This window comes from Pseudomonas sp. MD195_PC81_125 (genome assembly GCF_014060985.1).
Lineage (GTDB): Bacteria > Pseudomonadota > Gammaproteobacteria > Pseudomonadales > Pseudomonadaceae > Aquipseudomonas > Aquipseudomonas parakoreensis.
Genome location: NZ_JABULD010000571.1, coordinates 1 through 17,846 on the forward strand (window position 1 = coordinate 1; position 17,846 = coordinate 17,846).

13 protein-coding genes and 3 pseudogenes are annotated in these 17,846 nt (G+C 61.1%); 13 read left to right on the forward strand and 3 right to left on the reverse strand.

Annotated features, from left to right (window positions below; all coding sequences use genetic code 11):
* The 4 genes from ltrA to HT737_RS22840 form a co-directional block, all read left to right on the forward strand.
* The coding region (gene ltrA, locus HT737_RS22825) for a group II intron reverse transcriptase/maturase (RefSeq protein ID WP_182404057.1) at positions 1–1,356 on the forward strand (1,356 nt) is incomplete at its 5' end.
* Positions 1,357–1,451: 95 nt separating this feature from the next.
* Positions 1,452–1,949 carry an MFS transporter gene (locus HT737_RS22830; protein ID WP_182404058.1) on the forward strand — a complete coding sequence of 166 codons (498 nt, stop codon included), beginning with the start codon at positions 1,452–1,454 and terminating at the stop codon, positions 1,947–1,949.
* Positions 1,950–1,965: 16 nt separating this feature from the next.
* Positions 1,966–2,742, forward strand: a complete 777-nt coding sequence (locus HT737_RS22835; protein ID WP_007969599.1) for a class II glutamine amidotransferase — start codon at positions 1,966–1,968, stop codon at positions 2,740–2,742.
* A gap of 14 nt (positions 2,743–2,756) precedes the next feature.
* Positions 2,757–3,299: a DUF2937 family protein gene (locus HT737_RS22840; RefSeq protein WP_007969600.1), complete on the forward strand. Its 543-nt coding sequence runs from the start codon at positions 2,757–2,759 to the stop codon at positions 3,297–3,299.
* A 146-nt stretch (positions 3,300–3,445) separates the two neighbouring features.
* Here the strand turns inward: HT737_RS22840 and HT737_RS22845 are convergent.
* Positions 3,446–4,361: pseudogene (locus HT737_RS22845) on the reverse strand (LysR family transcriptional regulator).
* 158 nt (positions 4,362–4,519) lie between these two features.
* Between HT737_RS22845 and HT737_RS22850 the strand changes: the two are divergent.
* From HT737_RS22850 to HT737_RS22865, 4 genes are all read left to right on the forward strand, one after another.
* Positions 4,520–5,806, forward strand: a complete 1,287-nt coding sequence (locus tag HT737_RS22850; protein WP_047292328.1) for an MFS transporter — start codon at positions 4,520–4,522, stop codon at positions 5,804–5,806.
* 63 nt (positions 5,807–5,869) lie between these two features.
* Entirely contained in the window at positions 5,870–6,622 is a 753-nt protein-coding gene (locus HT737_RS22855; protein WP_047292330.1) for a 5-oxoprolinase subunit PxpA, read from the forward strand.
* Positions 6,619–7,323, forward strand: a complete 705-nt coding sequence (locus tag HT737_RS22860; protein WP_182404059.1) for an allophanate hydrolase subunit 1 — start codon at positions 6,619–6,621, stop codon at positions 7,321–7,323. The genes HT737_RS22855 and HT737_RS22860 overlap by 4 nt, the downstream gene beginning before the upstream one ends.
* A complete protein-coding gene (locus tag HT737_RS22865; protein WP_182404060.1) occupies positions 7,320–8,237 on the forward strand; it encodes a biotin-dependent carboxyltransferase family protein in 918 nt (305 codons plus the stop codon). Before HT737_RS22860 ends, HT737_RS22865 begins: the two co-directional genes overlap by 4 nt.
* 54 nt (positions 8,238–8,291) lie before the next feature.
* Here the strand turns inward: HT737_RS22865 and prpF are convergent, their stop codons facing one another.
* Positions 8,292–9,494, reverse strand: coding sequence for a 2-methylaconitate cis-trans isomerase PrpF (prpF, locus tag HT737_RS22870; protein WP_182404061.1), 1,203 nt, complete (start codon positions 9,492–9,494; stop codon positions 8,292–8,294).
* A 54-nt stretch (positions 9,495–9,548) separates the two neighbouring features.
* Positions 9,549–12,142: pseudogene (acnD, locus tag HT737_RS22875) on the reverse strand (Fe/S-dependent 2-methylisocitrate dehydratase AcnD).
* Between the two features lie 117 nt (positions 12,143–12,259).
* On the opposite strand from acnD, the gene HT737_RS22880 reads away from it, so the two are divergent.
* The 5 genes and pseudogenes from HT737_RS22880 to HT737_RS22900 all read left to right on the forward strand — a co-directional run bounded on the left by HT737_RS22880 (position 12,260) and on the right by HT737_RS22900 (position 17,781).
* Entirely contained in the window at positions 12,260–12,889 is a 630-nt protein-coding gene (locus HT737_RS22880) for a response regulator transcription factor (RefSeq protein ID WP_003228820.1), read from the forward strand.
* 331 nt (positions 12,890–13,220) lie between these two features.
* The gene (locus HT737_RS22885; RefSeq protein WP_047296967.1) at positions 13,221–14,345 is read left to right on the forward strand and encodes an ABC transporter ATP-binding protein; all 1,125 of its coding nucleotides are present in this window, start codon (positions 13,221–13,223) and stop codon (positions 14,343–14,345) included.
* Positions 14,346–14,393: 48 nt separating this feature from the next.
* A complete protein-coding gene (locus HT737_RS22890) occupies positions 14,394–15,437 on the forward strand; it encodes an ABC transporter substrate-binding protein (protein ID WP_121187472.1) in 1,044 nt (347 codons plus the stop codon).
* Between the two features lie 258 nt (positions 15,438–15,695).
* Positions 15,696–16,943, forward strand: coding sequence for an ABC transporter permease (locus HT737_RS22895; protein ID WP_047296966.1), 1,248 nt, complete (start codon positions 15,696–15,698; stop codon positions 16,941–16,943).
* Between the two features lie 12 nt (positions 16,944–16,955).
* A pseudogene (locus HT737_RS22900) lies at positions 16,956–17,781 on the forward strand (ABC transporter permease).
* The last annotated feature ends 65 nt before the right edge of the window (positions 17,782–17,846 follow it).

Consider the following 17,846-nt stretch of genomic DNA (forward strand, 5'->3'; position numbering starts at 1 on the left):
ATTCCGAAGTCAAACGGAAAGGAGCGCCCACTGGGCATTCCGACCATGACTGACAGGGCCATGCAGGCTCTATACCTTCTAGCTCTGGCGCCCATTGCAGAAACCACCGGAGATCCGAACAGCTACGGCTTCAGGATCGAGCGCTCTACCGCAGACGCAATGGGACAGCTGTTCATCTGCTTATCCAAGAAGGTTTCGGCCGAATGGGTACTGGAGGCGGACATCAAAGGTTGCTTTGACCACATCAACCATGACTGGCTGATCGTCAATGTCCCTACGGACAAAACGATCCTCCGGAAATGGCTAAAGGCTGGAGTGATTCATAAAGGTCAGCTTCAGGCAACGGATGCCGGTACGCCACAAGGCGGGATCATCTCGCCAACCTTGGCAAATATGGTGCTGGATGGATTGGAGTCACAGCTCAAGCAACATCTGGGCGTGACAAAGGCCAAGAAGCTGAAAATCAATGTGGTGCGCTATGCGGATGACTTTGTGATTACCGGAAACTCGAAAGAGATGCTGGAGAGCGAAATCAGACCTTGGGTGGAGAAATTCCTCGCTTTGCGAGGATTACAGCTGTCACTCGAGAAAACCCGTGTGGTTCACATAGACAAAGGTTTTGACTTTCTGGGATGGAATTTCCGCAAGTACGAGGGAAAGCTCCTGATCAAGCCAAGCAAGAAAAACGTGAAAGCGTTCTATCGCAAGGTGAAGGACGTCATCAGTACCAACAAAACGGCAAAGCAAGAGGATCTGATCCAACGGCTGAATCCGATACTGCGTGGCTGGGCGATGTACCACCAGCCAGTAGTTGCCAAGAAGGCGTTTAGCAGAATGGATAACTCTGTTTTCCATGCTCTCTGGCGTTGGGCGAAAAGGCGACATCCTAATAAATCGTTGGAATGGGTCAGGAGAGATTATTTCCAACCCCATGAAGGCAGAAGTTGGGTGTTCGCCACCATGGCGATGAGGACGGACGGGACGAAAGCAATAGCTCCCCTGTACTCAATAGCGAGCACTGCGATCGAGCGGCATAGAAAGGTGAGCGGGGAATACAATCCCTTCGATCCCTCCATGGAGGAAATGGGAGAGAAATTACGAATGGTGCGTATGCTTAAAAAGCTGAAGTATCGGAAACAGATCGTAAGTCTCTTTCAAAGCCAAAAAGGTCTATGTCCGCTGTGCAAGCAACCGATTACCAAGGAAAGCGGGTGGCACGACCATCACGTAATCCACCGCTCGCAAGGCGGTGGAGACACCTTGGATAACCGAGTACTATTGCATCCAGTTTGTCATCAGCAGCTACACAGCCGTGGATTGACAGTAAACAAGCCGGCTCCAACCGGGGCTTTCTAAAGACTTGAGCCGTATGCGTTGAAAGGCGCACGTACGGTTCTTAGGGGGAGGCAGACCAGTAATGGTCTGTCTCTACCCGACTTGCCTGCCTTGCCATGGACACCATGACCGAGAACGACTATCTGATCGCCTGGGGCCTCTACGCCTTCGCCGCTGTGGGCTGCCTGTTGGTATGGATGCGCCTGACCCGCTGGATGTGGCGCTGGCTGCGCGAGCCGCTGCGGGTGCTGATGGCGGTGTTGCTGTTCAGCCCGACCATCATTGATCCGGTGAAAGCCAAGGTTGCACCGTCGATCGCCATCACTGCGCTGGATCTGGCCTTCAAGGTCGGCAACAACGCCTGGCGGGCGATTTCCGACCTGTTCATGTACGGCATGATTGCCTTCGGCATCTACCTGGTTTTCGTGCTGATCCGCTTCCCGATCGAACGCGCCTCGCGCGCCCGTCGCGAGCAGGCCGAAGCCGCCAAGGCTGCGGCGCGTGCCGATGATCGCGACGACGATCAGCCGTTTGGCGGTGCCGGTGATGACCGTTACGGTCGCCCGCCATTGCCGAACAACCCGCAGCGCATGCGCGTCGAGCCGCGTCTGTAACCACGAGAGTCAGCACATGTGTGAATTACTGGGCATGAGTGCCAACGTGCCGACCGATATCGTGTTCAGCTTCACCGGCCTGATGCAGCGCGGCGGGCGTACCGGCCCGCACCGCGACGGCTGGGGCATCGCCTTCTATGAAGGGCGCGGTCTGCGCCTGTTTCAGGACCCGGCCGCCAGCAGCGAGTCGGAAGTCGCCAATCTGGTGCAGCGCTATCCGATCAAAAGCGAGGTGGTCATCGGCCACATCCGCCAGGCCAACGTCGGCAAGGTCTGCCTGTCCAACACCCACCCGTTCGTCCGCGAACTGTGGGGCCGTAACTGGTGTTTCGCGCACAACGGCCAGCTCGCCGATTTCACCCCGATCAAGAGTTTCTACCGCCCGGTGGGCGACACCGACAGCGAAGCGGCGTTCTGCGATTTGCTCAACCGCGTGCGTGCTGCTTTTCCGGAACCGGTCGATATAGAAGTGCTGCTGCCGGATCTGGTCGCGGCGTGTGCCGAGTACCGCAGCAAAGGCGTGTTCAACTGCCTGCTCAGTGACGGCGACTGGCTGTTCTGCTATTGCTCGACCAAACTGGCACAGATCACCCGGCGCGCACCGTTCGGCCCGGCGCGGCTCAAGGATGTCGATGTGATCGTCGATTTCCAGGCGGAAACCACGCCTAACGACGTGGTCACGGTGATCGCTACCGAGCCTTTGACCGAAAACGAAACCTGGACCCGTTACCAACCGGGCCAATGGAGCCTGTGGCGACGCGGCGAATGCGTCAGCCAGGGCACGACCGAATAAAGGATCTCTCCTCGATGTTGCTCAGTTATCTACGGCTGGTGTTGTTTGCGGCGGGCCTGTTGATCGGTGTCCAGGTGCCGGGGTTCATCAACGATTACGCCAAACGCGTCGAAGCCCATCTGATCGAAGCGCAGACCGGTCTGCGCGGTTTTCAGGGTACCGCCGAGCAGTTCTTCAAGGGCGACTTGCAGGCGCTGGTCGCGCATTACCGCGCCAGTGACGACCCGGTATTTCGCAGCGATGCCGACAGCCTGAGCACTTTGCTCAACCGCCAGACGGCGCTGGATAAACAGTTCCAGGCGATGCAGGGCCCGTGGTACATCCGCTTCCTGCAAGTGGTGCTGGCCGCCGACCCGGATATTCGCAAGGAAACCTGGAACGGCTACAGCTACCAGATTCTGCTGACCCCGGAAGCGATGATCTGGGGCATGAGCGGCGCGTTGCTGCTGTCGTTCGGCATCGAGTGCCTGATTCGTCTGATTGACTGGGTGGTGCTGGGTGGCCGGCGTTTGCGCCAGAGCCGCCCGATTGAAGACCGCGACGTGCGCGGCCTCTAAAGCTTGCAAAGCTCTCTGTGGCGAGGGGATTTATCCCCGATGGGGCGCGAAGCGGCCCTCAACAGTGTGTCAGATAAACCTGATTGCTCAGGTTTCAGGACTGCTGCGCAGTCCATCGGGGATAAATCCCCTCACCACAGGTGTGATTACTGAGTGAGGGTGATGTACTTTTCACCCACCTTGCGCGCATACCCCGCCAGCACCTGCTGACACAACGTCACCATCTCCTCGACCCACTCCACGCCAACTCGCCACGACACCACCACCTGCAGATTCGGCGGGCGCTGGTCGATGTCGAGCAAAGTCAGTTCACCCCGCGCCAGTTCCTCGGCCACCAGCACCGGCGGCAATACGCCAATGCCGAATCCATCACCTAACAACCGGGTAATCGCCGACACTGAATTCACGCAGTTCAGGCGTGGCGCGAGCACGCCGTTGGCCTGCATCAACGCCAGCAGGTCCTGGTGCGGTCGGGAGTTTTTCGAATAAGTGATGATCCGTTCCCGCGCCAGCTCACCAAGGTCGGCGTACTCGCGGTTGTAGATCGAGTTGCTGGCGACGATCCAGCCCAGCGGATGGCTGGCCAGCTCGAGGCTGCGCACGCTTTCGTGGCGCACCAGATCGGTTTGCAGAACGATGTCGAGAAAGCCTTTTTGCAGCTGATCGCAGAGATTCAGCGAGGTATCCGCCACCAGCTCGATTTCCACCCTCGGGTACCGTTCGGTCATCTGCGCCACCAACGGGCTGAGCCAGGTGTGGATCACCGTGTCCATCACGCCGATGCGCACCCGGCCGACCTTGCTCGAGCGGGTCTCGATTGATTGCTTGAGCGCCGACATCGTATCAAGCATCTGCTCGGCATAATCCAGCACTTTCAGGCCTTCGGGCGTCAGGCTGACGCCGCGTGAATCGCGCAGAAACAGCTTCACCCCCCAGCTCGCCTTCGAGCACCGCGATGCGGCTGGAAATCGACGCCTGGGTGGTGAACAGCTTGTCGGCGGTCAGGCGAAAACTCTTCAGCCGGGCGACCCAGACAAAGGTCTCGAGAAACTTCAGGTTCATGGCAACGGCTCGGGTGACAAATTTTTCTTATGCCTAAGGCGGGTTTTTATTCGTTGGACGCAGCAGGGCCGGGCGACGAAAAATCGGCGCATCCGGTTCCCACGATAGGCGTCGTCGGAACTTCGAACAAGACCAATAAAAGCCTGCGGAGACTTGCCATGCGTGCGCCCGACACCCTCGACCTCCCCAAGAGCACGGCCCGCCCCGGACCGTTCGACTGGTATCGCAACATCAATCAGCAAGAGCGTCGCACCTTCTGGAGCTGCAAGATCGGCTATGGCCTGGACGGTATGGACACGCAGATGCTCAGCTTCGTGGTGCCGACCCTGATCGCCATGTGGGGCATCACCACCGGGCAGGCCGGGCTGATTCACACCAGCACGCTGATCGCCTCGGCCATTGGCGGCTGGGTGGCGGGGATTCTTTCCGACCGCATCGGCCGCGTGCGCACCTTGCAACTGACGGTGCTGTGGTTCGCCTTCTTCACCTTCCTCTGCGGTTTCGCGCAGAACTACGAACAGTTGCTGATCGCCCGCACCCTGATGGGCTTCGGTTTTGGCGGCGAATGGACCGCCGGCGCGGTGCTGATCGGTGAAGTGATTCGCGCCAAGGATCGCGGCAAAGCGGTGGGCATGGTGCAGAGCGGTTGGGCCTTGGGCTGGGGGCTGACGGCGATTCTGTACGCGCTGCTGTTCTCGCTGCTGCCGCCGGAAGAGGCCTGGCGGGCGCTGTTCATCCTTGGCATCGTGCCAGCGGTGTTCGTGATTTTCGTGCGTCGGCTGGTGAAAGACCCGGAGATCTACCGCGAAGCCAAGGCGGCGCAAACCCCGGAAAATCCGGCGAAGTTCTATGAGATCTTCGCCCCGGGCATGCTGTTCACCACGTTCCGTGCCTCCTTGCTGACTACCGGTGCGCTCGGCGGTTACTACGCGATCACCTCGTGGCTGCCGACTTTTCTCAAGAACGAACGCGGCCTGAGTGTGCTCGGCACTGGCGGCTATCTGGCGATGGTGATCGTCGGTTCCTACGTCGGCTATGTGATCAGCGCTTATCTGACTGATCTGCTTGGTCGGAAAAAGAACTTCATCCTGTTCGCGGTCGGCTCGTTCACCATCGTCTTGCTATACACGCAGATGCCGGTCAGCAATGGCGTGATGCTGTGGTTGGGCTTTCCCCTGGGCTTCTTCGCCTCGGGGATTTTCAGCGGCATGGGCGCGTTTCTCACCGAGTTGTTTCCGACGCGGATTCGTGGCTCGGGGCAAGGCTTCTGCTACAACATCGGCCGGGCGCTGGCGGCTCTGTTCCCGCTGCTGATTGGCCTGCTCAGCCAGAAGGTACCGCTGAGCGTGGGGATCGGTGCGTTTGCGGCGGTGTCCTACGGCGTGGTGATTCTGGCCGCCTTGAGCCTGCCGGAAACCCGTGGCAAGCAACTGGATGCGCAGTAACTGATAACCTGCCTTGCAAGTGTCCTACAGATAAAAAGACCAGAAGCTACAGGAGTGTTCACCGTGAGCCGCCTGCTATTGAACTGTGACATCGGCGAGAGTTTCGGCAGCTGGACCATGGGTCTGGACGCCGAAGTCATGCCCTTCATCGACTGCGCCAACGTGGCCTGCGGCTTCCATGCCGGTGACCCGGGCATCATGCGCAAGACCGTCAGTCTGGCCCTGAGCCACGGCGTGCAGATCGGCGCGCACCCGGCCTATCAGGATCTGGTCGGTTTCGGCCGGCGTTCCATGGCCTATTCCGCGCAAGAGCTGCAAGACATCCTGCATTACCAGATCGGCGCGCTCGACGGCATTTGCCGCGCGCAGGGCGGGCGAGTCAGCTACGTCAAACCCCACGGCGCGATGTACAACGACATGATGGCCAACCCGGCACAGTTGCGGGCGGTGATTCAGGCCGTCGCCGCTTACGATCGCTCGTTGCCGCTGATGCTGATGGCCACCCGCGACAATGCGGCGGCGCAGCAGCTCGGTGACGAATACGGCGTGACCCTGTGGTTCGAAGCCTTCGCCGACCGTGCCTACGACAGTGCAGGTCGACTGGTGTCGCGGCAACTGGCGGGCGCGGTGCATCACGAACCAGAAACAATCATCGAACAGGCCCTGACTATCGCCCGTGGCGGCGACCTCGTGGCCAGCGACGGCAGTGCGCTGCATCTGCAGGCCAACACCTTGTGCGTGCATGGCGACAACGCCAGTTCGGTGGCCGCCGTGCGGCGCATTCGCGAGGCCCTGAATCAGCAGAGTGCGCCATGAATCCAAGGATTGAAGTGGTGGCGGTGGATTGCCTGATGCTGCGCCTGTTCGATGAAATCGCCGAAGCCAACATGCCGTGGATGCTCGCCGCCAGTGAGCGACTGCGTGCGGTGTTTGGCGCGCAGTTGATCGATCTGGTGCCGTCCTACACCACGTTGATGGTGCATTACGACCTGACCGCGCTGAGCCCGAGTCAGGCCCGTGAATTGATCGCTGAAGCCTTGATCGACCTGTCGCCAAATGCACGAACCCGTGGCCAGTGCCATGTGTTGCCGGTCTGGTACGACCTGAGTGTCGGCCCCGAACTGGGCCTGTTGGCGCAGCGCAGCGGGTTGGCGGTGGAGGAGGTGATTCGTCGGCACAGCGCTCGCGAATATCAGGTGTTCGCCCTCGGCTTCGCACCGGGATTCGCCTTCATGGGACTGGTGGAAGAAATCCTCGCGGCGCCACGTCTGGACACCCCGCGCAAAAAAGTCGCGGCCGGCAGTGTCGGCATCGCCGAACGGCAGACCGCGGCTTATCCGGTGGTGTCCCCCGGCGGCTGGAACCTGATCGGCCGTACCCCGGCGAAACTGTTCGACCGTCATCGCGACGGCTACAGCCTGATGCAACCCGGCGACACCGTGCGTTTCGAAGCGGTGAGCCACGCCGAGTTCATCAACCTGGGCGGTGATGACACACCGCTGGAGGCGCTGGCATGAGCCGACTGACGATTGAAGCCAGCACGCCGCTGAGTTTGTTGCAGGACGCCGGGCGTTTTGGCGTGCGCCATTTGGGCGTGACGCAGGGCGGCGCAGCAGATTGGTGTTCGATGAACTGGGCCAACTGGCTGCTGGGTAACCGGCTGGATCTGCCTGCAATCGAAATCACCCTTGGCGGATTTGCCGTAGTGGCGCAGGACGATTGCTTGCTGGCGCTGGCCGGCGCTGATCTCGGTGCGCAGATCGATGGTCAGGCGCTGGCGCCGTGGCGCAGTTTCAAGCTGGGCCAAGGCCAGACATTGAGGTTCACCCAACCGCTGCTCGGCGCCCGGGCTTATCTGGCCGCGCCCGGTGGTTTCGACGCGCCGCAGGTGCTGGGCAGCAGCGCCACGGTGGTGCGCGAAGAGCTGGGTGGACTGGATGGCATGGGGTTGCCGCTGACCAAGGGCGCGACATTGAGTTATCGCGGGGAGGTTCTGCAGGTGCGTGAAGTGCCGCTGGCGCATCGACCTGATTTGCGCCTCAATGCACCGCTGGATCTGGTGCTCGGCGCACAGATCGGCCAGTTCAGCGGGCAAAGTCTGTTTGATGTGTTCAACAGTCCATGGGCACTGGACAGTCGTGCCGACCGCATGGGCATTCGACTGTTGGGCAAGGCGTTGCAGTACCAGGGCGGGCCGATGATTTCCGAGGGCATTCCGCTGGGCGCGGTGCAGGTGCCGCCGGACGGGCAGCCGATTGTCTTGCTCAATGATCGGCAGACGATTGGTGGCTACCCACGGTTGGGAGCGTTGACGCCGTTGGCGCTGGCGCGACTGGCGCAGTGTCTGCCGGGGGCGCAGGTGCGGTTAAGGCCGGTGGTGCAGGAAGTGGCGCACCGGGAGCATGTCGAGTATTTGCAGCGCTTTGGTTGAAAATCAAAAGATCGCAGCCTGCGGCAGCTCCTACAGTTCTGTTCGGTGTTGGATTCAGAAGGAGTCGCCAGGGATGCGCACGTAGCCTTCCATGAGGACGCGTGCACTGCGGCTCATGATGGCTTTTTTCACCACCCACTCACCGTTTTCCAGGCTGGCTTCGGCACCGACGCGCAAGGTCCCGGACGGGTGGCCGAAGCGCACGGCATTGCGTTCGATACCGCCCGCCGCAAGATTCACCAGCGTCCCGGAAATCGCCGCCGCCGTGCCGATCGCCACCGCTGCCGTGCCCATCATCGCGTGGTGCAGTTTGCCCATCGACAATGCACGCACCAGCAGATCGACATCAGCGGCAGCAATCGATTTGCCGCTGGACGCGACGTAATCCGCAGGCTTGGCGACGAACGCGACTTTCGGCGTGTGCTGCCGCTTCGCTGCTTCATCCAGACTCGAAATCAGGCCCATGCGCAGCGCACCGTAGGCGCGGATGGTTTCGAACATCTGCAGCGCTTTCGGGTCGCTGTTGATCGCGCCTTGCAGCTCGGTGCCGGTGTAGCCGATGTCTGCGGCGTTGACGAAAATCGTCGGGATCCCGGCGTTGATCATGGTCGCCTGGAACGTGCCGACACCCGGCACCTCCAGCTGATCGATCAGGTTGCCGGTGGGGAACATCGAACCGCCGCCGCCCTCTTCTTCCGCCGCCGGGTCCATGAATTCGACCTGCACTTCGGCGGCCGGAAAGGTCACGCCGTCGAGTTCAAAATCACCGGTCTCCTGCACTTCGCCGTTGGTGATCGGCACATGGGCGATGATGGTCTTGCCGATGTTGGCCTGCCACACGCGCACCACCGCGACGCCGTTGTGCGGAATGCGGCTGGCGTCCACCAGACCGTTGCTGATGGCGAACGAACCGACCGCTGCCGAGAGGTTGCCGCAGTTGCCGCTCCAGTCCACGAACGGTTTGTCGATAGAGACCTGACCGAACAGGTAATCGACGTCGTGATCAGCCTTGATGCTTTTGGACAGGATCACGGTTTTGCTGGTGCTCGAGGTGGCGCCGCCCATGCCGTCGATCTGCTTGTCGTACGGGTCGGGGCTGCCGATCACCCGCAGCAGCAAGGCATCGCGGGCCGGGCCGGGAATCTGCGCGGTTTCGGGAAGATCCTTGAGGCTGAAAAACACGCCTTTGCTGGTGCCGCCGCGCATGTAGGTGGCGGGTATTTTTATCTGCGGTGCGAAATGAGCTGCGTGAGCCATGGTTGCTCCTCAAAGGACCAAGGGATTCATCATCCCTTGGTCGCTTAACTTGTTTTAAACGGCAACCGCCGACTCTTCGAGGAAGTCCTGGGCGAAGCGTTGCAACACGCCGCCGGCCTCGTAGATCGACACTTCTTCGGCGGTGTCGAGGCGGCAGGTCACCGGCACTTCAACGCGCTCGCCATTCTTGCGGTGGATTACCAGCGTCAGGTCGGCACGCGGGGTGCGGGCGCCGATCACGTCGTAGGTTTCGCTGCCGTCGATGGCCAGCGTGTGACGGTCGGTACCCGGTTTGAACTCCAGCGGCAACACGCCCATGCCCACCAGGTTGGTGCGGTGGATACGCTCGAAGCCTTCGGCGACGATCGCTTCCACGCCTGCCAGACGCACACCTTTCGCCGCCCAGTCGCGGGAGGAGCCCTGGCCGTAGTCGGCGCCGGCAATGATGATCAACGGCTGCTTGCGCTCCATGTAGGTTTCGATAGCTTCCCACATGCGCATCACCTTGCCTTCCGGCTCGACCCGCGCCAGCAACCCTGCTTGACCTTGCCGTTTTCCTGGACCATTTCGTTGAACAGTTTCGGGTTGGCGAAGGTTGCACGCTGCGCGGTCAGGTGGTCGCCGCGGTGCGTGGCGTAGGAGTTGAAGTCCTCTTCCGGCAGGCCCATTTTCGCCAGGTATTCGCCGGCGGCGCTGTCGAGCATGATCGCGTTGGAGGGCGACAGGTGGTCGGTGGTGATGTTGTCCGGCAGCACCGCCAGCGGGCGCATGCCCTTGAGCGGACGCGCCCCGGCCAGTGCGCCTTCCCAGTACGGCGGCCGACGGATGTAGGTGCTCATTTCGCGCCAGTCATACAGCGGCGCGACTTTCGGGCCGGTGTCTTCGTGGACGGCGAACATCGGGATGTAGACCTGCCGGAACTGCTCAGGCTTGACCGAAGATTTCACCACCGCGTCGATTTCTTCGTCGCTCGGCCAGATGTCTTTCAGGCGGATTTCCTTGCCATCGACCACGCCCAGCACGTCTTTTTCAATGTCGAAACGGATGGTCCCGGCGATGGCGTAAGCGACCACCAGCGGCGGCGACGCGAGGAACGCCTGTTTGGCGTACGGGTGAATGCGGCCGTCGAAGTTGCGGTTGCCGGAGAGCACAGCAGTCGCATACAGGTCGCGGTCGATGATCTCTTGCTGGATCACCGGATCGAGTGCGCCGGACATGCCGTTGCAGGTGGTACAGGCAAACGCGACGACGCCGAAACCGAGTTGTTCCAGCTCCGTGGTCAGCCCCGCTTCGTCGAGGTACAGCGCTACGGTTTTCGAACCCGGCGCCAGCGAGGATTTGACCCACGGTTTGCGCGTCAGCCCCAGCTTGTTGGCGTTACGCGCCAAGAGGCCGGCGGCGATCACGTTGCGCGGGTTGCTGGTATTGGTGCAGCTGGTGATCGCGGCGATGATCACCGCGCCGTCAGGCATTTGCCCCGGCACGTCGTCCCACTGCCCGGAGATGCCTTTGGCCGCCAGATCCGCTACCGCCACACGGGCGTGCGGGTTGCTCGGGCCGGCCATGTTGCGTACCACCGAAGACAGATCGAAACTCAGGCCACGCTCGTATTGCGCGCCTTTCAGGCTGTCGGCCCACAAGCCGTTGAGTCTGGCGTACTGCTCGACCAACTGCACTTGCTGGTCTTCACGGCCAGTGAGTTTCAGGTAGTCGATGGTCTGCTGGTCGATGTAGAACATCGCCGCCGTGGCGCCGTATTCCGGGGCCATGTTGGAGATGGTCGCACGGTCGCCAAGGGTCAGCGCGGAGGCACCTTCGCCGAAGAACTCCAGCCAGGCGCCAACGACTTTCTGTTTGCGCAGGTACTCGGTCAGGGCCAGCACCATGTCGGTGGCGGTGATGCCCGGTTGCAGCTTGCCGGTCAGTTCAACGCCGACGCTTTCCGGCAGGCGCATCCACGAGGCGCGACCGAGCATCACGCTCTCGGCTTCGAGGCCACCGACGCCGATGGCGATCACGCCCAGTGCATCGACGTGCGGGGTGTGGCTGTCGGTGCCGACGCAGGTGTCGGGGAACGCCACGCCGTCACGCACCTGAATCACCGGAGACATTTTCTCCAGGTTGATCTGGTGCATGATGCCGTTGCCCGGCGGGATCACGTCGACGTTCTTGAAGGCCTTTTTGGTCCAGTTGATGAAGTGGAAACGGTCTTCGTTGCGCCGGTCTTCGATGGCGCGGTTCTTCTCGAACGCCTGCTTGTCGAAACCGCCCGCTTCCACCGCCAGCGAGTGGTCGACGATCAGTTGCGTCGGCACCACCGGGTTGACCTGCGCCGGGTCACCGCCCTGTTGCGCAATCGCGTCACGCAAGCCGGCGAGGTCCACGAGCGCGGTCTGGCCGAGAATGTCGTGGCAGACCACGCGCGCCGGGAACCACGGGAAGTCGAGGTCGCGCTTGCGTTCGATCAGTTGCTTGAGGGAGTCGGTGAGCGTGGCCGGGTCGCAGCGACGCACCAGGTTCTCCGCCAGCACGCGGGAGGTGTACGGCAGAGTGTCGTAGCTGCCGGGCTGAATCGCCTCGACGGCCGCACGGACGTCGAAATAATCCAGGGAACTGCCGGGCAGGTTTTTGCGGAATGCTGTGTTCATCGGGTCAGGACTCGGGTCACGGTGGTTTCAAAGGGTGAGCCCTCCACACCGCCCCCCTGTAGGAGCTGCCGAAGGCTGCGATCTTTTAGCGTCAATGCAAATATCGAGGAGAGGCAAGTGATCCGTGTACTGGTAGCCGAAGACCACACCATCGTCCGGGAAGGCATCAAGCAATTGATCGGCCTGGCCAAGGACCTGCAAGTGGTGGGGGAGGCGAGCAATGGCGAGCAGTTGCTCGAAACCCTGCGCAGTGTGCCGTGCGAGGTGGTGCTGCTGGACATCTCGATGCCTGGCGTCAACGGTCTGGAGGCGATCCCGCGGATTCGCGCGTTGAACAATCCACCGGCGATTCTGGTGCTTTCGATGCACGATGAAGCGCAAATGGCCGCTCGCGCGCTAAAGGTCGGCGCTGCTGGTTATGCGACCAAAGACAGTGATCCCGCGTTGCTGCTGACGGCGATTCGCAAGGTCGCGGCGGGTGGGCGCTACATTGACCCGGAGCTGGCCGACCGGATGGTCTTCGAGGTCGGCCTGACCGACACGCGACCGTTGCATTCGTTGCTGTCCGAGCGCGAATTCTCGGTGTTCGAACGCCTGGCCCAAGGCGCCAACGTCAACGACATCGCCCAGCAACTGGCGCTGAGCAGCAAGACCATCAGCACGCACAAGGCGCGGCTGATGCAGAAGCTCAACATCACCTCGCTGGCCGAACTGGTCAAATACGCGATGGAGCACAAACTCCTCTAAGCACATTGATCCCGTGTGTAGGAGCTGCCGAAGGCTGCGATCTTTTGATCTTGTTTTCATAAGATCAAGATCAAAAGATCGCAGCCTTCGGCAGCTCCTACAGTTAGAACCGTGTGGGCATATCCATCAGCGACAACCGCTTTTGCTTGTTCTTGCGGCTCGCAGCTTGGCGCTCGTCGCTCGCTTGCCAAAACGCGCCATCCTTGTAGGGCAATCCCTACCCCCAACCTTCCATCCCGCTGAGGCGATTCTCTCCTGCGCCCCGATTTGCGTGGCTGGCGCCAGCCACTAGGCTTAATCCACAGCAGTTACCAATAACAAAGGTGTGGGTATGAGCCAGGTCGATTCAAACGCAGGGGCCAGTGACGTGCTGGTCAGCTTTCGTGGAGTGCAGAAGAGCTACGACGGCGAGAACCTGATCGTCAAAGACCTCAACCTGGACATTCGCAAAGGCGAGTTCCTGACCCTGCTCGGGCCGTCCGGCTCGGGCAAGACCACCAGCCTGATGATGCTCGCCGGGTTCGAAACGCCGACCGCCGGCGAAATCCTCCTCGCCGGCCGTGCAATCAACAACGTGCCGCCGCACAAGCGCGACATCGGCATGGTGTTCCAGAACTACGCGCTGTTCCCGCACATGACCGTGGCCGAGAATCTGGCCTTCCCGCTGACCGTGCGCGGCCTGAACAAGAGCGACGTCAGCGACAAGGTCAAGAAAGTCCTGAGCATGGTCCAGCTCGACGCGTTCGCCTCACGTTATCCGGCGCAACTCTCCGGCGGTCAGCAGCAGCGGGTGGCGCTGGCCCGGGCGCTGGTGTTCGAACCGCAACTGGTGCTGATGGACGAACCGCTGGGCGCGCTCGACAAGCAACTGCGCGAACACATGCAGATGGAGATCAAGCACCTGCACCAGCGTCTCGGCGTGACCGTGGTCTACGTGACCCACGACCAGGGTGAAGCGCTGACCATGTCCGACCGCGTCGCCGTGTTCCATCAGGGCGAAATCCAGCAGATCGCGCCGCCGCGCACCCTCTACGAAGAACCGAAAAACACCTTCGTCGCCAACTTCATCGGCGAGAACAACCGCCTCAACGGCCGTCTGCTCAGCCAGAGCGGCGAGCGTTGCGTGGTCGAGTTGGGTCGGGGCGAGAAGGTCGAGGCGCTGGCGGTCAACGTCGGCCAGACCGGCGAGCCGGTGACGCTGTCGATCCGCCCGGAGCGCGTCAGCCTCAATGGCTCGAGCGACCAATGCGTCAACCGCTTCTCAGGGAGGGTGGCGGAATTCATCTATCTGGGCGACCACGTCCGGGTGCGCCTGGAAGTCTGCGGCAAGACCGACTTCTTCGTGAAACAGCCGATTGCCGAGCTCGATCCCGGGCTCGCGGTCGGAGACGTGGTACCGCTTGGCTGGCAGGTCGAGCACGTTCGTGCACTCGACCCACTTCTAGAGGCGCATTGATCGCCCCGGCAATACCAACACCAACCCTGCACGTGGAGAGAACAATAAATGTTGAGATCCCTGAAGTTCACCGCCCTGACCCTGGGCCTGATGGGTGCGGCCAGCGCGATGGCCGCCGGTCCCGATTTGACTGTGGTGTCGTTTGGCGGGGCGAACAAGGCGGCGCAAGTCAAAGCCTTCTACGCACCGTGGGAAGCCGCGGGCAACGGCAAGATCGTGGCCGGCGAGTACAACGGCGAAATGGCCAAGGTCAAAGCCATGGTCGACACCAAGAGTGTGTCGTGGGATCTGGTGGAAGTTGAATCGCCGGAGCTGTCCCGTGGTTGCGATGAAGACATGTTCGAACAACTCGACCCGGCGCTGTTCGGCAAAACCGAAGATTACGTCAAAGGTGCGATTCAGCCTTGCGGCGTGGGCTTCTTCGTCTGGTCGACCGTGCTCGCGTACAACGCTGACAAGCTGAAAACCGCGCCAACCAGCTGGGCCGATTTCTGGGACACCAAGAAATTCCCGGGCAAGCGTGGCCTGCGCAAAGGCGCCAAGTACACCCTGGAATTCGCGCTGATGGCCGACGGTGTAGCGCCGAAAGACGTCTACAAAGAACTGGCGAGCAAGGGTGGTCAGGATCGTGCATTCAAGAAACTGGATGAGCTCAAACCGAACATTCAGTGGTGGGAAGCCGGCGCCCAGCCACCGCAGTACCTCGCTTCCGGTGACGTGGTGATGAGCTCGGCCTACAACGGTCGCATCGCCGCCGTGCAGAAAGAATCCAACCTGAAAGTGGTGTGGAACGGCGGCATCTACGACTTCGACGCCTGGGCGATCCCGAAAGGTCTGGACGCCAAGCGCGCCGAAGCGGCGAAGAAATTCATCGCGTTCTCGGTGCAGCCGCAACAGCAGAAGACCTACTCGGAAAACATCGCCTATGGACCGGCCAACTCCCAGGCCGTGCCGTTGCTGGACAAGGCGATCCTGAAAGACATGCCGACCACTCCGGAAAACATCGCCAACCAGGTGCAGATCGACGTCAGCTTCTGGGCTGACAACGGCGAGCAACTGGAGCAGCGCTTCAACTCCTGGGCTGCGAAGTAACCACAATCTGAAGGAAGACTTTGTGGCGAAGTAGCTTGTGTGGTGAGGGGATTCATCCCCGATGGGTTGCGAAGCAGCCCCCGAAGCCATACCCGCTCGGTGTGTCAGATAAACCGGATTCTCAGGTTTTACGACTGCTGCGCAGCCGATCGGGGATGAATCCCCTCGCCACAAAAACTCATCTGAGAGTTTTGGTGTTTCAACACAACAGAGGTGGTTCGCCACCTCTGTAATGATCAAAGATTTGCGGAGTACGTCATGGCCATCGCCGTTCCCCTGAACGAGGGCGCCAGCCCCACCTTGAAGCAGAAGCTCAAGCACGCCGAGCGGGTCAACCGCTGGAAGGCCCAGGCGTTGATTGCGCCGCTGGTGCTGTTTCTGTTGCTGGTGTTTCTGGTGCCGATCGTGGCGCTGCTCTATAAAAGCGTCGGCAACCCGGAAGTGGTTGGCGGCATGCCGCGCACCGTGGCGGCCATCGCCAGTTGGGATGGCCGTGGCCTGCCTGCTGAACCGGTGTACAAAGCGGCTGGCGAAGACCTCGCTGAAGCGCGCAAAAACCAGACGCTGGGCGATCTGTCCAAGCGCTTGAACATGGAGTTGGCCGGCTATCGCAGCCTGCTGACCAAAACCGCCCGGGCGCTGCCTTTCGCCAGCGAACCGGCCTCCTACAAAGAAGCCCTCGAAGCGCTCGACGAGCGTTGGGGCGATCCGGCCTATTGGCAAGCGGTCAAACGCAACACCAGTAGCATCACCCCGTATTACCTGCTGGCGGCGGTCGATCACCGTATCGACGATCTCGGCGAACTGGCCCCGGCCACCCCGGATCAGGCGATCTACCTCGACATCTTCGCCCGGACTTTCTGGATGGGCCTGGTCATCACCGTGATCTGCCTGTTCCTCGCTTATCCACTGGCTTACCTGCTGGCCAACCTGCCATCGCGGCAGAGCAACCTGCTGATGATTCTGGTGTTGCTGCCGTTCTGGACCTCGATTCTGGTGCGGGTTGCGGCGTGGATCGTGTTGCTGCAGTCGGGCGGGCTGATCAACAGCGCGCTGATGGCCATGGGCATCATCGATAAACCGCTGGAGCTGGTGTTCAACCGCACCGGGGTCTACATCTCGATGGTGCACATTCTGCTGCCGTTCATGATCCTGCCGATCTACAGCGTGATGAAAGGCATCTCGCCGACCTACATGCGCGCCGCCATATCGTTGGGCTGCCATCCGTTCGCCAGTTTCTGGCGGGTGTATTTCCCGCAGACCTACGCCGGTGTCGGCGCCGGTTGCCTGTTGGTGTTCATCCTCGCCATCGGCTACTACATCACCCCGGCGCTGCTCGGCAGTCCGAACGATCAGATGGTCAGCTACTTCGTCGCGTTCTACACCAACACCAGCATCAACTGGGGCATGGCCACTGCGCTGGGCGGCTTGTTGCTGCTGGCGACCGTGGTGCTTTATCTGATCTACAGCTGGCTGGTGGGCGCCAGTCGCCTGCGCCTGAGCTAAGGGGAGTTTGAAATGCTGAGTCCTTACATGTCGCCCATTGAACGGGTGTGGTTCTACAGCTTGCGGATCCTCTGCGGCCTGATCCTGCTGTTCCTGATCCTGCCGGTGCTGGTCATCGTGCCGCTGTCGTTCAACTCGGGCAGTTTCCTGGTGTATCCGCTGCAAGGTTTCTCGCTGCACTGGTATCAGGATTTCTTCGCCTCGGCGGAATGGATGCGCTCGCTGAAGAACAGCATCATCGTCGCCCCCGCCGCGACCGTGCTGGCGATGGTTTTCGGCACCCTGGCCGCGATCGGCCTGACCCGCGGCGATTTCCCCGGCAAGGCGCTGGTGATGGCGCTGGTGATTTCGCCGATGGTGGTGCCGGTGGTGATCATTGGTGTGGCGAGTTACCTGTTCTTCGCGCCGCTGGGGCTGGGTAACAGCTTCTTCTCGCTGATCGTGGTGCACGCGGTGCTCGGCGTGCCGTTCGTGATCATCACTGTGTCGGCAACGCTGCAAGGGTTCAACCACAACCTGGTACGGGCGGCGGCCAGCCTAGGGGCTTCGCCATTGACCACGTTCCGCCGGGTGACTCTGCCGCTGATCGCACCGGGGGGTGATTTCCGGGGCGCTGTTCGCCTTCGCCACGTCGTTCGATGAAGTGGTGGTGACGCTGTTCCTCGCCGGCCCCGAGCAAGCGACGCTGCCCCGGCAGATGTTCAGCGGGATTCGCGAGAACCTCAGCCCGACGATTGCTGCTGCGGCAACCTTGCTGATCGCGTTCTCCGTCATCCTGTTGCTGACCCTTGAATGGCTGCGTGGGCGCAGCGAAAAACTGCGTACCGCTCAGGTCTGACGCTGATCCCCTGTAGGAGCTGCCGAAGGCTGCGATCTTTTGATCAGGCTTTTTAAGATCAAAAT

Coding starts and splice junctions, on each gene's coding strand:
- HT737_RS22830 (WP_182404058.1), top strand. CDS start 1,452: ATGGACACCATGACCGAGAACGACTATCTGATCGCCTGGGGCCTCTAC.
- HT737_RS22835 (WP_007969599.1), top strand. CDS start 1,966: ATGTGTGAATTACTGGGCATGAGTGCCAACGTGCCGACCGATATCGTG.
- HT737_RS22840 (WP_007969600.1), top strand. CDS start 2,757: ATGTTGCTCAGTTATCTACGGCTGGTGTTGTTTGCGGCGGGCCTGTTG.
- HT737_RS22850 (WP_047292328.1), top strand. CDS start 4,520: ATGCGTGCGCCCGACACCCTCGACCTCCCCAAGAGCACGGCCCGCCCC.
- HT737_RS22860 (WP_182404059.1), top strand. CDS start 6,619: ATGAATCCAAGGATTGAAGTGGTGGCGGTGGATTGCCTGATGCTGCGC.
- HT737_RS22865 (WP_182404060.1), top strand. CDS start 7,320: ATGAGCCGACTGACGATTGAAGCCAGCACGCCGCTGAGTTTGTTGCAG.
- prpF (WP_182404061.1), bottom strand. CDS start 9,494: ATGGCTCACGCAGCTCATTTCGCACCGCAGATAAAAATACCCGCCACC.
- HT737_RS22885 (WP_047296967.1), top strand. CDS start 13,221: ATGAGCCAGGTCGATTCAAACGCAGGGGCCAGTGACGTGCTGGTCAGC.
- HT737_RS22890 (WP_121187472.1), top strand. CDS start 14,394: ATGTTGAGATCCCTGAAGTTCACCGCCCTGACCCTGGGCCTGATGGGT.
- HT737_RS22895 (WP_047296966.1), top strand. CDS start 15,696: ATGGCCATCGCCGTTCCCCTGAACGAGGGCGCCAGCCCCACCTTGAAG.